General features: G+C 66.8%; 17 protein-coding genes and 3 pseudogenes. 13 read left to right on the top strand and 7 right to left on the bottom strand.

Annotated features, from left to right (window positions below; all coding sequences use genetic code 11):
* Positions 1-383: hypothetical protein (locus tag P3W97_RS04830; RefSeq protein WP_300844306.1), on the top strand; the 383-nt coding region annotated here is incomplete at its 5' end.
* A 43-nt stretch (positions 384-426) separates the two neighbouring features.
* Here P3W97_RS04830 and P3W97_RS04825 read toward each other — a convergent pair.
* Positions 427-1,416 (bottom strand): quinone oxidoreductase, encoded by a 990-nt coding sequence (locus P3W97_RS04825; protein ID WP_300844304.1) that lies wholly within the window; start codon positions 1,414-1,416, stop codon positions 427-429.
* Positions 1,417-1,531: 115 nt separating this feature from the next.
* On the opposite strand from P3W97_RS04825, the gene P3W97_RS04820 reads away from it, so the two are divergent.
* Both P3W97_RS04820 and P3W97_RS04815 read left to right on the top strand, forming a co-directional pair.
* Positions 1,532-2,476: a DMT family transporter gene (locus tag P3W97_RS04820; protein WP_300844302.1), complete on the top strand. Its 945-nt coding sequence runs from the start codon at positions 1,532-1,534 to the stop codon at positions 2,474-2,476.
* Between the two features lie 137 nt (positions 2,477-2,613).
* Positions 2,614-3,654 carry a peptidoglycan-binding protein gene (locus tag P3W97_RS04815; protein ID WP_300844300.1) on the top strand — a complete coding sequence of 347 codons (1,041 nt, stop codon included), beginning with the start codon at positions 2,614-2,616 and terminating at the stop codon, positions 3,652-3,654.
* Between the two features lie 21 nt (positions 3,655-3,675).
* On the opposite strand, the pseudogene P3W97_RS04810 reads toward P3W97_RS04815, so the two are convergent.
* From P3W97_RS04810 to P3W97_RS04800, 3 genes and pseudogenes are all read right to left on the bottom strand, one after another.
* A pseudogene (locus P3W97_RS04810) lies at positions 3,676-4,167 on the bottom strand (DMT family transporter); the annotation flags it as partial.
* A 66-nt stretch (positions 4,168-4,233) separates the two neighbouring features.
* A complete protein-coding gene (locus tag P3W97_RS04805) occupies positions 4,234-4,995 on the bottom strand; it encodes a spermidine synthase (protein ID WP_300844298.1) in 762 nt (253 codons plus the stop codon).
* Positions 4,992-5,894 (bottom strand): TatD family hydrolase, encoded by a 903-nt coding sequence (locus tag P3W97_RS04800; protein ID WP_300844296.1) that lies wholly within the window; start codon positions 5,892-5,894, stop codon positions 4,992-4,994. The genes P3W97_RS04805 and P3W97_RS04800 overlap by 4 nt, the downstream gene beginning before the upstream one ends.
* A 54-nt stretch (positions 5,895-5,948) precedes the next feature.
* Here P3W97_RS04800 and P3W97_RS04795 point away from each other — a divergent pair, with 54 nt between their 5' ends.
* Positions 5,949-6,731 (top strand): SDR family NAD(P)-dependent oxidoreductase, encoded by a 783-nt coding sequence (locus P3W97_RS04795; RefSeq protein ID WP_300844294.1) that lies wholly within the window; start codon positions 5,949-5,951, stop codon positions 6,729-6,731.
* Between the two features lie 47 nt (positions 6,732-6,778).
* Here the strand turns inward: P3W97_RS04795 and P3W97_RS04790 are convergent, their stop codons facing one another.
* On the bottom strand, positions 6,779-7,519 hold the full coding sequence (locus tag P3W97_RS04790) for a 2OG-Fe dioxygenase family protein (RefSeq protein ID WP_300844292.1): 741 nt from the start codon (positions 7,517-7,519) through the stop codon (positions 6,779-6,781).
* 135 nt (positions 7,520-7,654) lie between these two features.
* Between P3W97_RS04790 and P3W97_RS04785 the strand changes: the two genes are divergently transcribed.
* The 3 genes and pseudogenes from P3W97_RS04785 to coq7 all read left to right on the top strand — a co-directional run bounded on the left by P3W97_RS04785 (position 7,655) and on the right by coq7 (position 10,196).
* Positions 7,655-8,497 carry a DUF2189 domain-containing protein gene (locus P3W97_RS04785; protein ID WP_300844290.1) on the top strand — a complete coding sequence of 281 codons (843 nt, stop codon included), beginning with the start codon at positions 7,655-7,657 and terminating at the stop codon, positions 8,495-8,497.
* A gap of 4 nt (positions 8,498-8,501) precedes the next feature.
* Positions 8,502-8,910: pseudogene (locus tag P3W97_RS04780) on the top strand (multicopper oxidase domain-containing protein); the annotation flags it as partial.
* A 620-nt stretch (positions 8,911-9,530) separates the two neighbouring features.
* Positions 9,531-10,196, top strand: coding sequence for a 2-polyprenyl-3-methyl-6-methoxy-1,4-benzoquinone monooxygenase (gene coq7 / locus P3W97_RS04775; RefSeq protein WP_300844288.1), 666 nt, complete (start codon positions 9,531-9,533; stop codon positions 10,194-10,196).
* A 9-nt stretch (positions 10,197-10,205) separates the two neighbouring features.
* Here the strand turns inward: coq7 and P3W97_RS04770 are convergent, their stop codons facing one another.
* Entirely contained in the window at positions 10,206-10,658 is a 453-nt protein-coding gene (locus P3W97_RS04770) for an OsmC family protein (RefSeq protein ID WP_300844286.1), read from the bottom strand.
* A 283-nt stretch (positions 10,659-10,941) separates the two neighbouring features.
* Between P3W97_RS04770 and ilvA the strand changes: the two genes are divergently transcribed.
* Positions 10,942-12,525, top strand: coding sequence for a threonine ammonia-lyase, biosynthetic (ilvA, locus tag P3W97_RS04765; protein WP_300844284.1), 1,584 nt, complete (start codon positions 10,942-10,944; stop codon positions 12,523-12,525).
* 57 nt (positions 12,526-12,582) lie between these two features.
* Here the strand turns inward: ilvA and P3W97_RS04760 are convergent, their stop codons facing one another.
* On the bottom strand, positions 12,583-13,107 hold the full coding sequence (locus P3W97_RS04760) for a hypothetical protein (RefSeq protein ID WP_300844282.1): 525 nt from the start codon (positions 13,105-13,107) through the stop codon (positions 12,583-12,585).
* Positions 13,108-13,129: 22 nt separating this feature from the next.
* Between P3W97_RS04760 and gspG the strand changes: the two genes are divergently transcribed.
* The 5 genes and pseudogenes from gspG to P3W97_RS04735 all read left to right on the top strand — a co-directional run.
* Entirely contained in the window at positions 13,130-13,573 is a 444-nt protein-coding gene (gene gspG / locus P3W97_RS04755; RefSeq protein WP_300844280.1) for a type II secretion system major pseudopilin GspG, read from the top strand.
* Positions 13,548-14,021 (top strand): prepilin-type N-terminal cleavage/methylation domain-containing protein, encoded by a 474-nt coding sequence (locus P3W97_RS04750; RefSeq protein WP_300844278.1) that lies wholly within the window; start codon positions 13,548-13,550, stop codon positions 14,019-14,021. The genes gspG and P3W97_RS04750 overlap by 26 nt, the downstream gene beginning before the upstream one ends.
* Before the next feature lie 75 nt (positions 14,022-14,096).
* Positions 14,097-14,465, top strand: coding sequence for a type II secretion system minor pseudopilin GspI (gene gspI, locus P3W97_RS04745; RefSeq protein ID WP_300844276.1), 369 nt, complete (start codon positions 14,097-14,099; stop codon positions 14,463-14,465).
* Between the two features lie 11 nt (positions 14,466-14,476).
* Positions 14,477-15,085, top strand: a complete 609-nt coding sequence (locus tag P3W97_RS04740) for a type II secretion system protein J (protein WP_300844275.1) — start codon at positions 14,477-14,479, stop codon at positions 15,083-15,085.
* 5 nt (positions 15,086-15,090) lie between these two features.
* Positions 15,091-15,389, top strand: a pseudogene (locus P3W97_RS04735) (type II secretion system protein GspK); the annotation flags it as partial.

Here is a 15,389-nt window from a genome sequence, read left to right as displayed (position 1 = left end):
GTGTCATCACCGCAGTGTTGTCCACCTCACTCGGCGGCGTCGCGCTGAGCCAGCCCGTGATGTGCCACGTGGCGTATGCCGGGGCCACTCGCTCTTTCATCGTCGAGCCCATCGCGCACCAAGAGCCGGCGCCACCCTTGCCGCAAGGCGCTACGATACTGGTGGAAGTCATCAATCGCTTGCCCCCTGCGCCTGGCGCAGGGGTGACGGTGAGCACATTGGGGCTGGCCGACGGCCAGCCGTACTTGTTGCATCAGGCCAGCTATCTGCCCGACGCTGCGATGCGCGGACCACACGGGTTTACCGGACTGCAGGTGGTGCGCGAACCGGTCCGAGGCAATGAGCTGGCTTATTGGTGCGAAATCGTGCACACCCAGCGCTGACCTGGTCACGCCGCCTCAGCGCAAGCGGCGCCCCACCCAGGCGTCACGGCAACAGCACAGTCGATCCTATGGTTTGCCGCGCTTCAAGCGCTCGGTGCGCCGCTTGCGCCTGCGCCAGCGCGAACCGCTGCCCGACACGAATTTTGACCTGACCGGACGTCACGACGTCGAATAAATCGTCGGCCATCGCCTGGGTGCGCTCGCGACTGGTGATGTGAGAAAACAAAGTCTGCCGAGTCAGATACAGCGAGCCCTTGGGCCCCAGGATGCCAGGCGCAAACGGCGGCACCGCGCCGCTGGCATTTCCAAACGACACCATCAGTCCAAAGGGCGCCAAGCAGTCCAACGAACCTTCCCAGGTGTCCTTGCCCACCGAGTCGTAGACGACCTTCACGCCCCGTCCGCCCGTGATCGCCTTGACGCACTCAACGAAGTTCTGTGTGCGGTAGTTGATACAGTGCTCGGCCCCGAGCGCTGTGGCCAGTGCGCATTTGTCGTCAGTGCCGGCGGTACCAATCAGGCGCAAGCCCAGCGCACGGGCCCATTGACAAGCGATCAGGCCCACGCCCCCCGCCGCCGCATGGAACAGCACATAATCCCCTGGCTGCAGTCCTTCCACCGGCCGGCAGTGCTTGAGCAAATACTGCACGGTCAGTCCCTTGAGCATCATCGCCGCGCCCTCTTCGAATGCAATCGCATCGGGCAGACGGCACACATTCATCGCCGGCATGACGCGGACATCGCAATAGCTGCCGGGCAGCTGGGCGGCATACGCCACGCGGTCGCCCATGCTCACATGCGTCACGCCCGGACCCACCGCCTCCACCACCCCGGCGGCCTCCATACCGAGGCGAGCCGGCATGGGCATCGGGTACAGGCCCGTGCGGTGGTAGATGTCGATGAAATTCAGACCGATGGCATGGTGGCGAATGCGCACCTCGCCCGGCCCGGGCTCACCCACATCCACCTCGACGAGGCGCAGCGCCTCAGGACCACCAGGGGCGTCGATCTGCACGGCACGGCTTGACAGCATAGGGGCCACTCCTGTGGGTCAATGGTCTGAAGAAGTCCAGATGGTGCCATGGATAAGCCTGCACCCATGGATGGACCAATCGACAGCTGCGGCCCAGCTCGGGTACAGTTGCCCGATGCCGTCCCGCGACGCGACCACCACGCTCACCCCTTCCACCATCGCGCTGTTGACGATACCACCCCTGCTGTGGGCTGGCAACGCCGTGGTCGGCCGTGTGGCAGCAGGCTGGATCCCCCCCGTCACCTTCAACCTGTTGCGCTGGGTGCTGGCATTTGCCCTGTTGCTGCCATTGGCGAGCTGGGTTCTGCGGCCCGACAGTCCAATGTGGCGGGATTGGCGACGTTTTTCGGTGCTCGGACTGTTCGCGGTAGCGGGCTACAACATGCTGCAGTATCTGGCGCTGCACACCTCCACGCCGCTCAATGTCACGCTGGTGGCTTCGAGCATGCCTGTGTGGATGATGCTGGTGGGTCGGCTGTTTTTTGCAGCACCGATTCGGCGACGGCAACTCGCCGGAGCAGCGCTGTCCCTGATGGGGGTGCTGATCGTGTTGTCGCAGGGCCGGTGGACCAACCTGCTGGCGCTGCGCTTGGTGCCGGGCGACGCCTGGATGCTGGCTGCCGCCTTCACCTGGGCCTGCTACAGCTGGTTGCTGACCCGACGCCACGAGTCGCCCGACATACGGCAGGATTGGGCGGCGTTTTTGCTGGCACAGACCGCCTTCGGTCTGATCAGTGCCGCCGCGTTGGCCGGCGGGGAGTGGATCTGGATCATCGCCGCTGCACCCGCCGATATGCCCAGCCGCATTCACTGGAGCTGGGCGCTGGCGGCCGCGCTCCTCTTCGTCGCCGTGGGGCCTTCGGTCATCGCCTACCGCTGTTGGGGGGCCGGTGTGCAACGCGCTGGTCCGACGGTGGCTGGTTTTTTCACCAACCTCACACCGCTGTTCGCTGCCGTGATGTCTTCCCTGCTGCTGGGCGAAACACCGCAGACTTACCACGCTGTGGCCTTTGGACTGATCGTCGCGGGCATCGCAGTGTCTTCGCGGTCGCGGCGATAAGGATTGCCTTGCATGCGGTCGTATGCGCACCACCAGCGGCCCGGGTATCCTGTCCGGTGATTCGGCCAGGGGGGATGACACGGTTGGTTATGATCATGGCAGCGACGGCATCATGCGAGCTTTCCAGGAGGTAAAACATGTTTGCGATGCGGGCGATGAATGCGGGTGTGGCCACACTCATGGTGATGGGGTTGGCAGGATGCGTATCCACTGCCCCCAAAGTGGGCGACGACGGTGCAAAAACCGCGGTGACGGGAGCGGCTGGGGGCGCAAGCGCGCAAAATGCCAACAGCCAAATCGAGCGCTGCGACCGCCCCTTCGGCACCGTTGCCCTGGTGGAAAACCAGGACGCTCCCTGGTTTTTGACGCTGCGGGAGTACAAGTTGGGCTCGACCGTGCCGGTGCTGCGCTTGCTGGTGCAGCAGAGCAATTGCTTCATCGTCGTGGAGCGCGGGCGGGCCATGAACAACATGAATACCGAACGCCAGCTGCAGCAAAGCGGCGAATTGCGCCAAGGCAGCAGTTTCGGCAAGGGTCAGATGGTGGCAGCCGACTACTCCATCACGCCTGAGATCATTTTCGATCAAAAGGGCACCCAGAATATTGGCGCTGTGATCGGAGGTTGGGCGGGCCTGATTGCCGGCAGCATTCAAAAAAACGAAGCCGCCACCGTTCTATTGCTGACCGACAACCGCTCGGGTGTGCAGGTCGCTGCGGCAGAGGGCAGCTCTTCTAACACCGATTTTTCGCTCGGCGGCTTTGCGGTCGGCGGTGGCTTGGGCGCGGGGCTAGGAGGCTACACCAACACCCCACAAGGCAAGGTCATCGTGGCGGCTTTCGTCAACGCCTACAACCAGATGATCCAGTCCCTGCGCAATTACACCGCGCAATCGATGGGGGATCGCGGCCTAGGGACCGGTGGCCGGTTGCAGGTCGATGGAGCCGCACCCGCGGCCGGACCAGTCGCTGCGCCGGCTGCGGCCCCGAAACCCGCCTCGGGCGGCATGACTTTGCTCGATGCCCAGCGCAAATTGGCCCAACTGGGCTATGACGTGGGCACACCCGATGGCAAGATGGGTAGCCGCACGCGCAACGCGCTGCGCGCTTTCCAAGCCAGCCGCAAGCTGCCGCAAACGGGTCAACTGGACGCTGCAACGCAGGCCGAACTGGCAAAATGAGGCCACGCAGGGCGGCGCGCATCATCCGTCGGTCCGATTGACCCACAACACCCCTGCGAGCACCAGGATGGTGCCAGCCAAGATCCAGACATTGAACGGTTCGTCCAGCACCAGGACGCCCATGGCGATGGTGGACAGCGGGCCAATCATGCCGGTCTGTGCTGTCAGGCTCGGGCCGATGCGTTCGATGGCCATCATCACCATCACGACCGGCGCGGCGGTGCACAAAACGGCATTGATGACCGACAGCACGATGACTGGCGGCGGCACCCAGGCCGCCGACAGCGGACGCAGCAGTGCGAACTGCGCCAGGCACCGCAGACAGGCGATCGTGGTGGCCCAGCCCACCAGCCGAAGCGATCCCAGCCGCCGTACCAGCTGACCGCTGTAGACCAAATAGACCGCATAGCTGACCGCACTGCCCAGCACCCGTGCAGCGCCGGTCACGGTGGCCCATCCGTCAAAGCGGACCTCGTGACCGAAGACCAACAGGACGCCGGCGTAGCTCAACGCCCTGGCCCCCTGCCGCGAGCAGCAGGCCGACGCGGCGCGCGGTTAGAGACGGCGACGCGCGCGGCGTCACGGTTGCAGCGGCTGCAGACTGCGCAGCCAGTGCGATGCGGGCAAGCGCCAGCGGCGCCAGATGACGTCGGCCCGGTTGGCCAGCACTTCACGCGCTGGGCGAAACGGGCTGCGCTGGGCCAGCACCACAGTGTTGCCTTCAGCCGTGGGCTTGAAGCACCACAGCGCCTCTCGGCCAAAGGCTTGGGCCAACGCGGCCAACGACCGCTCCAAGCTGGCGCGACGGCCGAACAGATTGACGCAGAGTGTGCCGTCGTCGGTCAATAGCGCGCGGCAGTCCGAATAGAACGCCGCGTCGTCCAGTGTCGGAGCGCCTGCATCGTGGTCGTACAAATCCACGGCCAGTGCATCCACCGTGCCTTGCCAGGGCACATGGCGCACCCATTCGGCTGCATCGCCCACCAGCACGCGCAGCCGCGCGCCATCCGACGACAGGCGAAACCAGGTGCGACAAGCGACGACCACCTGAGGATTGATCTCTACCGCCAGGGTGTCCATGCCGAGCCGTCGGTGGCAGAACTTGGTGATCGCCCCCGCCCCTAGGCCAAGTTGCAGCGCACGGCGCGCGGCAACGCTATCGGGTTCGACGAAGAGCAGCCAAGCCATCATGCGCTGCACATACTCCAGCGCCAGGTCGTATGGCCGGTCCAGGCGCATGCTGCCCTGAATCCAGGGAGTGTCGCCCAGGTGCAAGTGGCGCAGTCGACCCTCTTCGGAAAAGCTGACGCTGGGCAGCGGCGGCGCGTGCCGGTCGCTCATGCCGCGCCCCCTGCGGCTGCGGCTTGCGCCGCGATTGCGTCCGTATCCGGCGCGCAGCCGAGCAAAGCGCCTAACCGGGGTAGCGCTGCGCAGGCGTTGACCCAGGTGGCGGCGGCCAGGGCTGCGGGAGACAGCTTGCGCAGGCGCGCGATCTCTGCCCCGATGCGTGGCAGTTCTGCAGGTGTGTTGCGCCCTTGAGGGCGCCCTGCAGCCCGCTCGGCGGCCGTCACATACAGCCACTGCGGCGGAATATCGGGAGCGTCTGTCTCCAGCACCAGCGCCTGCAGCGGCAGGGCGCACACCAGCTCGCGCAAACGCCGCGCGGTGTCAAAGGTTGCCGCCCCCCCGAATCCTAGGCGCCAGCCAAGTGCCAAAAAGGCCCGCGCCTGCTGCAGGCTGCCATTGAAAGCATGGGCAATGCCGCCGCACACCGGGCGGCCGCCGGCGGCCTGAGCGCGCAGCCCCGCCAGCAGCGCGTCGGCCGAGCGCCGTACATGCAGAATCACCGGCAGACCAAAGCGCTGCGCGAGCGCCAGTTGCGCGCGATAGAAGTGTTGCTGCCGCTTGCGCATGGCTTCGGTGCACAGCTCGGGCACAAAAAAATCCAAACCAATCTCGCCCACCGCGACCAGTCGCGGGTCGTCGCACTGATCGGCCAGCGCCTGCTCCAACTGGCTCAGATCGTCTTCGCTCGCCTCGGACACGTACAGCGGATGAATGCCCAGGGCGTAGGCGTCACCCGTTCGGTGCGCCAGGGTACGCACCGCCGCAAAGTCTTGCGCGCGCACGGCTGGCAGCACGCAGCATGCCACGCCGGCTGCCCGCGCCCGCTCGCGCTCAGCCAGACCATCGGAGCCGAACTCAGGGGCATGAAGATGGCAATGGGTGTCGATCCACATGGCAGCCCGATTATGGTTTAGCAAGCTGACCGCGGCCAATGTCACAATAACGGTATGAATCGTTGGCATCTGACCATTCTCACCGGCGCCTCGCGCGGCTTGGGACGCGCCATGGCGGAGCAACTGCTGGGTCCGAATCGGCTGCTGTTGACCATCGAACGCCGGCCCGATCCATCGCTGGCCACACTCGCAGCGCGCAGCGGCACGCACTTGGAGCAGTGGAGCCAGGATTTGGCTGAGACCGCCGAGGCCGCCGAGCGTCTGGCTCGCTGGCTCGAAACCCGCTCGCCCGCGACCCTGGCCAGCGCGACGCTCATCAACAACGCCGCGGTGCTGCCGCCGATCGGCCCATTGCAATCCAGCCCGGCGACGGCATTGTCGCAAGCCCTGCGCGTCGGGCTGGAGGCGCCGATGCACCTGACAGCGGCGTTTTTGCGCATCACCGACGGGTGGGTCCAGTCGCAGGACTGGGATGGCCCGCGACGGGTGCTCAACATATCTTCGGGACTTGGGCGCTACCCGATGGCGGGACAGTCTATCTATTGCGCGGTCAAGGCCGGGCTGGACCACTTCAGCCGCTGCACGGCACTGGACGAGGCCCGCCGCCCCCGCGGGGCGCGCATCGTCTCCCTGGCCCCTGGGGTCATCGATACGGATATGCAGGCGCAGATGCGTGCTGGCGATCCTGCAGTCTTTCCAGATCTCGACCGTTTCTTGCAATTGCACGCCCAGGGGCAACTCACATCGCCGCAGCAGGCCGCGCAGCGGGTGCTCGCGTGGCTGGAACGACCGGATTTTGGCGATCCGTGCGTGGCCGATGTGCGCAACGCCGGCTAGGCGCAGCGCCGTCCCGCCTGCGCTCAGGCCCCGATCCATCGCCCCAATCAATCACCCAAAAAGCCGCCGGCCCGATAGGTCAGCACCAGGGTATCGCGCCAACCGAGCACGCCCTCTGTCCGTGGCTGGATCGGCGTGGTTTCGTGGATGACGCGCGCATCGTCGAGCAGCAGCACGGACCACGGTTCGGTCAGGGTAAAGCGCTGCCCATTGGGGCCATCGGCCTCGAACACACGACTCTCCCCCCCTTTGATGGCGTGGCGGCAGACCAGAAAGACGGCCACCAAATCGACGCCGTCACGGTGTGCGCCTTCGGGCGTGGGGCGACCAATGCCTCCGGTGGTGTCGATGCGGAAGGGATGCGCCTCCACATACCAGGGCTGCGCGCCCTTGAGGGCGGAGACCACGGCCCCAGTGCGCTGCAGCAGCCGCGTCCACGCCGGCTGGGCGAGCAAGGTGTCGGTCAGCGGGGCAAACCAGCGCCGCATGCCCCCGTGCAAGGCGTTGTATTCCACCGGCTGATAGTGCGGCCGCTCGGGCATTGGGCGCACGACGTCGCCCTCGACGACGAAGCAGCCATGCCGGCGCCGACGGTAACGGCCGCCATCCTTCAAATACCGATCCGGCGGCAAATCGTCCCAGGCGGGCTGCAGGGCCGCCAGCGCGGCCGCATCCAACCCGAGCCAGGTCCGCACCGCCGCCGCGCCGAGCACCGCATACCCCTGGCGGGCAAGGGCGGCGTCGAGTTGGTCGGCGGCGACAGTGGGCGGGTCAAAGTGCGCGGTCATGGTATCTCGAGTGTAGCCGGCCCGCTGCGCCGGGCTGCGGGTAAACGCTATGGACGGCGCCGCCGAGTCAGGCTAATGTTTGATTGATAAAAATCAAATTTGACGCGTCCATCGCATCATCGCGGAGGTTTAGCCATGGCCACCACCCACCCCGAATCGACCGACACGAGCCCCTCCGAGGCGCACCGCCCGGACGCCGAGGCCGAACGGGAATCGGTCTTTTCGCTGCCGCTGGCCTCGCTGCGCCCGGGTGATCCGCTGCGCTGGCTGGCCCGCGGTTGGCGAGATTTTTTAGCGTGTCCGCGCATTGGGCTGTTTTACGGCGCGTGCTTTGCACTCATGGGGCAGGCGCTGTGGCAGACCTTTCAACACGCACCCGCCTATGTGCTGGCGCTGAGCGCCGGTTTTTTGCTCATGGGCCCGTTTCTGGCGCTGGGCTTGTATGACGCCAGCCGCGCACTGCAAGAGGGACGCCGCCCGTCACTGCGCGCGACGCTGTGGGCGTGGCGGCCCACCCTGTCCACCATGGCCATCTTCGCCGGCGTACTGCTGATCCTGGAGATGCTGTGGGGCCGCGCCTCACTGGTGGTGTTTGCGGTGACCATGAACACCATGCCCTCCAGCGAAAACATGCTGGCCGCGCTGCTGAGTTTGGACAACCTGGAGTTTTTGGTCACTTATGTGGTCGTCGGCGCCATCTTTGCGGGGCTGATCTTCGTCAGCAGCGTGATTTCCATCCCTATGATTCTGGATCGACAGACGGATGCAGTGTCAGCCGCGCTGACGAGTTTTCGCGCTTGTTTGCAAAACCCAGGCGTCATGCTCCTTTGGGGCGCGTGGATCACCGGTCTGTGTGTCGTGGCCATGCTGCCGGCCTTTTTGGGTTTGTTGGTGGTGGGGCCGGTGTTGGGTCATGCCACCTGGCATGCCTATCGGCACATCGTGCCGGCGCCGGCCCGCAGCGGGGTTACGCGTTGACGTCCACGACCAGCCGGCCGCGCGCACGCCCAATGTCAACACCATGCTCGACTTCAACATTTGGGCCTGGAACAGCCGCGTCTTCCCTGGAATCGATCCGCTGGTGGCCCGGCTGGGCGAGCGCGTGCGCGTGCGCATCGGCAAACCTGACCATGATCAACCATCCGATCCATATCCACGGCGTCGAGTGCGAGGTTACCGGCACCGACGGCGGCTCGGTTCGACCCGAGGCACGTTGGCCCGAAGTGACAGTGGATATCGCGGTCGGCCAGATGCGCCAGATCGAGTTCCTTGCTGAGGAGGAAGGCGACTGGGCCATGCACGGCCACAAGAGCCATCACACCATGGGCGCCATGGGCCATGGCGCACCCACGCCAATCGGCGTCGATCACCGCGGCCTGGTGCAGCGCATCCACCATGGCCCGCAGGGCCACGACATACCGCGCCACCCCAGCGCGCAGCCTCCGGAACAGAAACCCTGGGGTATCGCTGGCGACCCCGCGCGCGTGACCCGCACGGTCGAAATCCGCATGGACGATGACATGCGCATTCGCCCCGACCATCTGACCATGCGCGAGGGCGAGACGCTGCGCCTGCGCGCCGTCAACCGCGGGCGTGTCATGCACGAGCTCGTGCTCGGCACACCAGAGGAACTTGCTGCCCATGCTGAGCTCATAAAGACACACGCCGGTATGGTGGAGCATCACGATCCACACATGGCCCATGTGCCGCCCCGACGGCGCGCTGACCTGGTCTGACACTTCAACCGCGCTGTCGATTTTGCCCTCGCATGCCTGATTCCTGGTCACTTCGAGGCGGTCATGATCAGCCACCTCCGGGCTGAATCTGCTGCATAGGAGAAAACCCCATGAAACGCCGCGACCGGATGCGCCGGAGTTTGGCTTGGTTGGCTGCCACAGGCTCGGGGCTGGGCATGCCGCGGGGGCTCGGTTCCTGCCACAGAAGGCCGATGGGGCCTACATCGTGACCGACATCAAATTGGCCCCTTGACGGCTGCGCTAGGATCGAAGCCATGACTTCATTTGTCGATGCCATCCTGATCACCGCCGACAATGCGTTGCGCACGTTATTCGCGCCGCATCGCGCTGCAAGACCGACGCCCGCCGTGTCCGCCGAACAACAGGCTGAGGCTGCGCAGATGACCGATTCGGAGCGCCGCCTCTCCGGGGCGCTGATGCGCGTCAATCATGTTGGCGAAATCTGCGCGCAAGCGCTCTACACGGGGCAGGCGCTGGCGGCTCGCCTCGGCCCCGGCCATCCGCAGGAACGCGAGCGCACCGCCCGCCACCTGGAAGCGGCCGGGCAAGACGAAACGGATCACTTGGCGTGGTGTCAGCAGCGGCTGGATGAGTTGGGCGAGCGCCGCTCGCTGCTCGCGCCACTGTGGTACGCCGGAGCGCTGACCATCGGCCTGGCAGCCGGACTGGCCGGCCGCCCCATCAGCCTGGGCTTCGTTGTCGAGACCGAACGCCAGGTCGAGGCCCACTTGGACGGCCATCTGGACCGGCTGCCGGCGCGTGACCATCCGTCGCGGGCCATCGTCGCACAAATGAAGGCCGACGAAATCCGTCACGCGCGCGATGCGCAGCAGGCCGGTGGTGTGGAGCTGCCGTCCCCCGTGAAGTGGGCGATGCGCGCCGCCGCCAAGGTCATGACGACGGTCGCGCACCGGATCTGAGCGGGCGGATCAGTCCACCTCGATCAGCTCGTAGCTGGTCGTGATCTGCGCCGTCTTGCCTAGCATGATGCTGGCCGAGCAGTATTTTTCGTGGCTGAGCTGGATGGCGCGCTCGAGTGCAGACGCCGGAATGCCCTTGCCGTGCACCACGAAGTGCATGTGGATCGAGGTAAACACCTTCGGTTCGGTCTCGGCCCGGGTGGCGGACATCTTGACCTGACAGCCCCGCACATCGTGCCGGCCGCGCTTGAGGATCATCACGATATCGAACGAGGTGCAGCCGCCGGTTCCGGCCAGCACCAGTTCCATGGGCCGGGGCGCCAGATTGGCGCCGCTGGTCTCAGGCTTGGCGGGGTCCACGGCCCCATCCATCGCCACGATGTGACCGCTGCCCGTCGCGGCCACGAAACCCATGTTGGAGCCGGCGCCGGCAGCGCCAGTCCAGGTGACGGTGCATTCCATCCAACTGTCTCCAAAATGACACGGCGCAGGCAAGGATGCTGCACCGCAATATAAGCGATATATAATATGTGTCATTGTATGACGCGCTCGGCGCATGGCCGGCGTCATCATTGGGGCCCCGTGGTCCAGTAATGGTTGTCTCCTCTGCCCTCTATGGGTGGTTCAAGGCCCAGGCATCGCGCCTGGGCTTTTTTTTTCAGCCAGCCCAAGGCTAGCTTCAGCGCCGCCAGCCGGGTGCCGCATTCGCCCGCCGTATGATTGCATGGAGTCATCCGGAATTGCCATGCCTGCCCAGCCCCCTGCTCGTCCCGCTGCTTCCCCGTTGACCCCGCAAGACTATCTGAAGAGGATCCTCACCGCACGCGTCTACGACGTGGCGCGCGAGACAGCGCTGGAGCCGGCGCGCAACCTCAGCCGTCGTCTGCACAACAAAGTGCTGCTCAAGCGCGAGGACCAGCAGCCGGTGTTCAGCTTCAAGCTGCGCGGCGCCTACAACAAGCTGGCGCAACTCAGCGGCGAACAGCTGCGGCGCGGCGTGATTTGCGCTTCGGCCGGCAACCATGCGCAAGGTGTGGCATTGGGCGCACATAAGCTTGGGGCGCGCGCCGTCATCGTCATGCCCACCACCACACCGCAGGTCAAAATCGATGCCGTGCGCGCGCTCGGCGGCGAGGTGGTGCTGCACGGCGACAGCTACTCCGACGCCGCACAGCACGCGGCAGAGCTGGCGCGGCGCGAGGGTCTCACCTTCGTACACCCGTTCGACGACCCCGACGTCATCGCCGGCCAGGGCACCATCGCGATGGAGATGCTGCGCCAGCTGCAGGGCCTGGGCTCCAACCGGCTCGACGCGGTGTTCGTCGCCATTGGCGGAGGTGGTCTCATCGCAGGCGTGGCCAACTACCTCAAGGCCGTTCGCCCGGACATCCGTGTCATCGGCGTGCAGATGAGCGATTCGGACGCCATGTTGCGTTCGGTTCGCGCAGGCCAGCGCGTGCAGCTCGACGACGTCGGGCTATTCTCTGACGGCACAGCGGTCAAGCTGGTGGGTGAAGAGACTTTCCGCATCGCCCGCGAGCTGGTCGACGGCTACATCACCGTCGACACCGATGAGGTCTGCGCCGCAATCAAGGACGTGTTCGCCGATACCCGCAGCATTGTCGAGCCGGCCGGCGCCATGGCCGTCGCCGCGATCAAAAAGCATGTCGCTCAGCACAAGACGCGCGGCGAGACGTACGCCGCCGTCCTGTGCGGAGCCAACATGAACTTTGACCGTCTGCGCTTCGTGGCCGAACGCGCCGAGGTCGGTGAGGAACGCGAGGCGCTGTTTGCCGTCACCATTCCCGAGGAGCGCGGCAGCTTCCTGCGCTTCCTGCAGGCCATCGGTTCGTTGCCGGGTGGACCGCGCAACGTCACCGAATTCAACTACCGCATCCACGACGCCCGCGTGGCGCATGTGTTCGTCGGCTTGACCACCCACGGCAAGGGCGAAAGCGGCAGGATCGCCGCTGCGTTCGAGCGACAGGGTTTTGCCACGCTGGACCTGACCCACGACGACCTGGCGCAGGAGCATATCCGCCATATGGTCGGCGGCCATTCGCCGCTGGCGCAAGACGAGCGGCTGCTGCGCTTCGTCTTTCCCGAGCGGCCCGGCGCACTGCTGAAGTTCCTCACACTGATGCGACCGAGCTGGAACATCAGCTTGTTTCATTACCGCAACCAAGGCGCCGACTACGGCCGCATCCTGGTCGGCCTGCAGGTGCCACCGAAAGACGGGCGGGCGTTCGAACGCTTCTTGCGCGATCTCGGCTATCCATATGTCGAGGAAACGGACAACCCCGTGTATCGGCTGTTCCTGCGGGGATGAACGGCAGGCGGCGCCTTGGTGTCAGTCGGGGGTGCCGAACGCTGACTAAGGATGGCCTTACCCGCCGGTGCCCGCAGGCGGGCCGGACGCCGCGGGGCGCACCGGCACGGGCAGGCGCACCGCCTCACCCCCCTGTGGCGGCACCAGCCACGCGCCGTCGCGCTCGATGCGCTGCACGCGCCAGCCATCCGGCAGCTCCGCGCCCGCGCGGTAGGGCTTGGCCCGCTGGCCGTCGCTGGCCAGCAGCACCACCCCCCGCCCTCCGCTGTCGGCCACCACACCATGCAAACGCCAAGCCAGGCCAGGGTCGCTGGGCAGCGCCGGTGGGGCTGCGGCCGTGTTGTCCCGATCGCCACCCAGCGCCCGCACCAATGTCGTTTCCTGCACAAGCGCTGGGGACGAGGGCGCAGGCACCACCGCAGTCAAGTCTTGCCCCTGCCCCCACAACCGCCAACCCCAGGCTGCCGCGAGTCCGCCGGCCAACCCCCACGCAGCCAAGGCGACCAACGCGGGCAGGACTGCGCGCCCATGCGCGCGGCGCACGGACGAGGGATGAAGGGGCACAGCAGAAGACAGCGTCATGGGGCTGCATTATCATCCCGGCATGAGATTCGCTTGCGCGCCCATACCCAACCGCCGCGCTGTTCGGGGCTTTACGCTGATCGAGCTGTTGGTCATCCTCGTCATCATCGGCGTGCTGGCCGCGCTGATCGTGCCCAATGTCATCAGCCGCGCCGAAGAGTCGCGCGTCACGGCTGCGCGCGCCGATGTCGCCAATCTGATGCAGGCGCTCAAGCTCTACCGGCTGGACAATCAGCGCTACCCCTCGCAGGAGCAAGGCTTGCAAGCGCTGGTGCAGCGGCCCGCGTCTGGCCCGCCTGCGCCGGGCTGGCGTCCCTACCTCGACAAGCTGCCCAACGACCCCTGGGGTCGGCCCTATCAGTACCTCAACCCTGGCGTCTACGGCGAGGTGGACGTATTTTCGCTGGGTGCCGATGGCCAACCCGGCGGCGAGGGCAACGATGCCGACATCGGCAGCTGGCAATGAGGACGTCTCTGCCCGACTGGTGCCGCGCCCGCGCGGGTTGACGCTGTTGGAGTTGCTGGTGGTGCTGGCCATCGTCAGCATCGCCAGTATCGGCGTGGCGCAGGCGTGGCGCGGCGATGCCGACCGGCGGCTGGATCGGCTGGCCACCGAGCTGCGCGACCAGATCGAGGTGGTACGGGTGTTGGCGCGCGCCGGCGGCACGGCTGCCAAGCTGTCTTGGGACGCCCAGGGCCTGCACTGGCACGGCCTGCCCGACGCGGCGTTGTCTGAATTGCCCCGGGTACGCCCATGGCCGCTGCCAGACGTGGCACTGACGCTGGAGCCGCCGCAGTCGGCACTGGTGCTGGGCAGCGAGCCGATGGGCCCGCCGTGGCGGCTGACCCTGCGCCACGGCGAGCGCGCGCGCACCTTGGCCTTTGACGGCTGGGGCGCGGTGCGCTTGGAGTGAGCGCGATCCCTATTCCCTATCCAGATGCCAGCCAGATCTGCTGCACTGCCGACACGCCACCGCCATCTCCCGCCAGTGGGTAACCGTGCCCGGCGCGGCTTCACGCTGGTGGAGGTGCTGGTAGCGCTGGCCATCGTCGCCACCGCAGCCCTGGCCGCCCAGCAGGCCGGCCAGACCCTGTTGCGCAGTGCCGAGCGCCAGCCGGCCCAGTGGCTGGCGCAGCTGTGCGCGCACAACGCGCAGGTGGCGCTGCGGCTGGAGCCGGCCTTCCCGCCTCCCGGCACGCGCGAGTTCACCTGCACGCAAGGCGGCATGGAGCACACGGTGCAGATTGCCATCGACCCAACGCCGAACCCGAGCTTTCGCCGTGTCGAGGTGCGGGTGCGACCAGCTGGCAGCGATGCCGTGCTGACCCAGCTGACCACCGTGCTCGGCCGGCACTGACGGGGCCGACGATGCGCCGCGCCCGGGGCCTGACGCTCATCGAACTGCTGACCGCGCTGGCCGTGCTGTCCCTGCTCGCCACGCTGGGCTGGCGCGCGCTGGACGGGCTGCTGCGCGTGCGCGAAGCAACCGAAGCGCGCAGCGCAGCGCAACTCGGCTGGACCGATGTGATGGCACAGTGGCAACTCGACCTCGACCAGATGGTGGTGCCGTCGGCTGACCTCAGCGATCCGACAGCGGCCTGGTCGCAGCAGGGCGGCACGGTGCGCCTGCTGCGCCACGCTGCCGACAGCGCGGGCTGGCAGGTGGTGGCGTGGGCGGCAGTGGACGACGGCCGTCGTTGGGCACGCTGGGCATCGGGGCCCCTGACGACGCGAGAGGCGCTCGCCCAGGCGTGGGCACAGGCACCGCAGCGCGTGCGAGCGCAAGGGGTGCGCACGGTCGCCATCAGCGGCGCTGAGGTGCAGGTGTGGGACGGTATGCGGTGGAGCGTCGGCAGCCCCGAGGGGACACCCCCTGCGGCGGTGCGTCTGATTCTGGTGCCCGCGGCCGGCGCCGGCTTTGACGGAGCACTGACACTGGATTGGGTCTCGGCCCGCGTCGCCGGAGGCAAGTCGTGAGGCACATGCGCGGGGCAGCGCTGCTGGTGGCGCTGATGCTGATGGCGCTGGTGGCGACGCTGGCGGCCGGCGCGTGGAGCTTGCAGTGGCGCGCCTGGCACGTGGAGCGCACCGAACGGGATCGGGCCCAGGCGGCATGGCTGCTGACCGGCGCACTGGACTGGGCGCGTCTGATCCTGCGCGAGGATGGCCGGGCCTCCCGCACCGATCATCTGGCCGAGCCATGGGCGGTGCCGCTGCAGCCGACACGGCTGTCCACCTTCCTGCGCGCCACCGCCAACGACGGCACCGACGTGCTCGACGA

This window comes from Tepidimonas sp., assembly GCF_029335975.1.
Taxonomy (GTDB): Bacteria; Pseudomonadota; Gammaproteobacteria; order Burkholderiales; family Burkholderiaceae_C; genus Tepidimonas.
Note: the sequence above shows the minus strand (reverse complement) of the source record. Positions and strands in the feature narration are given on the sequence as shown.